This is a genomic window from Brevundimonas sp. UBA7664 (genome assembly GCF_002483305.1).
GTDB lineage: Bacteria > Pseudomonadota > Alphaproteobacteria > Caulobacterales > Caulobacteraceae > Brevundimonas.
In genome coordinates, this window is sequence record NZ_DLHQ01000045.1 from 114,284 (window position 1) to 116,902 (window position 2,619).

The following is a 2,619-nucleotide window of genomic DNA, read 5'->3' on the forward strand; positions in this document are numbered from 1 at the left end:
TGCTGGGCGCGCCACGGTTCTAGCCGATCCGGTCATGACGGTTTTACAGCCGGTTTTACCGATCTGCCTCCTTGAGCGTCCGCCTACGCAGCTATGGGGCGGCACGCTGGATCGCCGTCGCTGCGCGCAAGTTCCACCATCGAGCCCATCACTTCGGGGACCACAAGGCCGTCACTGAAGAACATTGCTTCCCGACCTCGGCCGCGCGCGCGTGCGCTGTAACCAATGGAGTACTGCAGCCACTCCGTTTCGGTATAAAGATCGTGGATCGGGGTCACGTCGTCATACGAGACGATCCAGCGCGGGGCTTGGAGGGCCCTCACCGCGGCTGAGACGCGAGCATGATCCGGGTGTCGGTAGTAGTGGTGATAAAGCTGGCTTCCCTTTTCGTAGTAGGGAGGATCTAGGTAGACCAAGGTTCGTTCAGACCAGCGCCCTTGACCATCCCCGAGGAATTTGACTGCGTCCTCGTTGGTTAGATCGATGCGCCGACGGGCTTCGGCGATGGCTTCGATCCTCGTGATGAGGTCTTCCTTGTGGAAGCGGGCATCCATTTTCCATTCGCCAGTTTGCGCCCGCCCCCCAATAACTCCGCCGTTCAAAATGCCGGAGCGGTGGACGCGATTCAGGAAAAATAGCCCAAAGCCCAACTGGAGTGGGTCCTGATCCTTCGGGTTGTCGACTATCGCCTTCAACCGATCCCTCTCTGCGAGGGTAACCTCCGTGTCCGATATGAGCTGAACGAGCTCATCGGTTTGGTTCAGAACGGCCGACCAAAAAGCAAATACCGGCTTGCTTATGTCATTGATGGCGACCCGCTGGACCACGCCCGTCAGCAGGAGCTCCCATGCAACAGCTGCGCCGCCGGCATAGGGCTCGACGTAAAGACCGTCGGACAACCCGTTCTGCCGAATGACCTCGGCGACAAACCTGGCCAGCTTGCCCTTCCCCCCAGGATAGCGAAGAGGGGAGAAGGCACCGGAACGCGCGGCCATCAGGCTTTACCATAAACAGCAATGAACATGGGTTTTGCCGACTCCCATGCGTTGCGAAGCACGTCGGCCGCAGGGATCTGATAGCGGTCATGGTGATAGTCGTTCAACGCTTGGATAGAGGCGGGATCATTTTTACCGGTGAGTGTGCGCCTCACGCCGTGAAGTTCCGTGCCGGACACGGCGCCCGACGAGACGAGATGGCTCAGGACCCGTTCCGCCTTCGTTTTCAAGTCGAGCTTAACGGTCTTGCCCGCTTGGTTTTCGAAGAAGGGCAGGCTGTGGGCCGTCATGTAAACGTCGATCGTGTGTTGGAGAAACGCTCGAAGGAGGAAGGCTGAGGCCAGCGGCTTGTCCGCCAAGAGCACCTTTGAGGCCTCCCTCAGCAGTTGCTTGCCTTTCTCGGTATCCGGCGGAGCGAACGGGTGCTTGGCTTCCGCCAGCGTCCTCCGAGGCGGTTTGACCTTGGCCGTTTTCGTAGTGCTGGCGGTCTTGGTTTTGGCGGAGACGGATTGGCGCGGGCGTGTCTTCCCGTCGCTGACTAAGGCCTCGCGGAACTTCACCGGACTTGCCTGCGCGGAGATCGGCGATGCGGGGGCGTGCTGCCCGAAATACGTTTCAATCTCCGGGGTCTTGTTGTGAGTTCGGCTGTCGACGACCTTGTCTCGAATGTCGCTCATCAACTTGCTGAGGAAGTTTATCGCTGCGCTCGCGTCGACCTTGAAGGAGGGGACGTCCTCGCCGTCGATTGTCTCGACGACTAGGCCAAACCAATCGATGCCCACCTTGGCTTCGAGGAAACGACCCAAGACGCTGGTTTTTGCCTCCACCGCCCGTTTGATCTCTGACCATTCATCGTCGCTGAATGTAGAGTTTTTGCCGACGAACTCGATCACGTCCAAAATGGAACGGTCATTCTGAAACCGCTGTATTTCGAGCGGATTCCAAGGAATGCGAGCCTCCCCTTCGAGCCCGCGCCCATGCCGTCGCTCGATCCACTCATCTGCTGCGGCTCGGTCATCGAAAATCACGACGTCCACGCTCGTCGGCAAGGTGCCGGTGAAGTCGCTGGATATCTTGGCGAGGGCCTTCTTCACCCGATCGGAAAGCTGGGTGCCGTTGAGTAGGGCGGGGTTCTGCAGGGTTTTCAGAGCGGACAGCCGACGGTTACCGTCAACCACCACATAGGTGCCGAGTTCGAGGTCGTCGGCGATGACATAGAACGCATCCCCTGGGTCTAGCCCATGGTCTGCAATGCTCTTCATCATGGTCTTGAAGTGGCTGTCGTTGAGATTGACGATCGCTTCAAGGGCTTCCGATTGACTGGCGACGCCGCCAATGCGCGGGTTGTCCACATCCAGCAGCAGGTCTTCGACCCGCAGGTCGTCTCTCTTAGCCATCGCCCCCTCCCAAGGTCCGAGGGCAATCATTGTGACAGCCAAGTCCGAAACGCAACTACGGGGCGAACTCGGCACTAACGGCTCACCCTCAGATGCCGATCCTCTCGTCCTCAATGTTTTACGGCGACGTCGTAAGTCATTGAGATCATTAAGGTAGATAGTAGACGGTTTTACAGCCAAGCGTCTGGAATTTAACGCTTTACCCCCGTCTTCTAAGCGGACGGTTG

At 58.5% G+C, this 2,619-nt stretch carries 2 protein-coding genes; both read right to left on the reverse strand.

Annotation, left to right across the window (positions count from 1 at the left end; genetic code table 11):
* Positions 1–83: 83 nt before the first annotated feature.
* Positions 84–995: a DNA adenine methylase gene (locus B2742_RS10760; RefSeq protein WP_292066072.1), complete on the reverse strand. Its 912-nt coding sequence runs from the start codon at positions 993–995 to the stop codon at positions 84–86.
* Positions 995–2,392, reverse strand: a complete 1,398-nt coding sequence (locus tag B2742_RS10765; RefSeq protein ID WP_292066074.1) for a hypothetical protein — start codon at positions 2,390–2,392, stop codon at positions 995–997. The genes B2742_RS10760 and B2742_RS10765 overlap by 1 nt, the downstream gene beginning before the upstream one ends.
* Between the last annotated feature and the right edge of the window lie 227 nt (positions 2,393–2,619).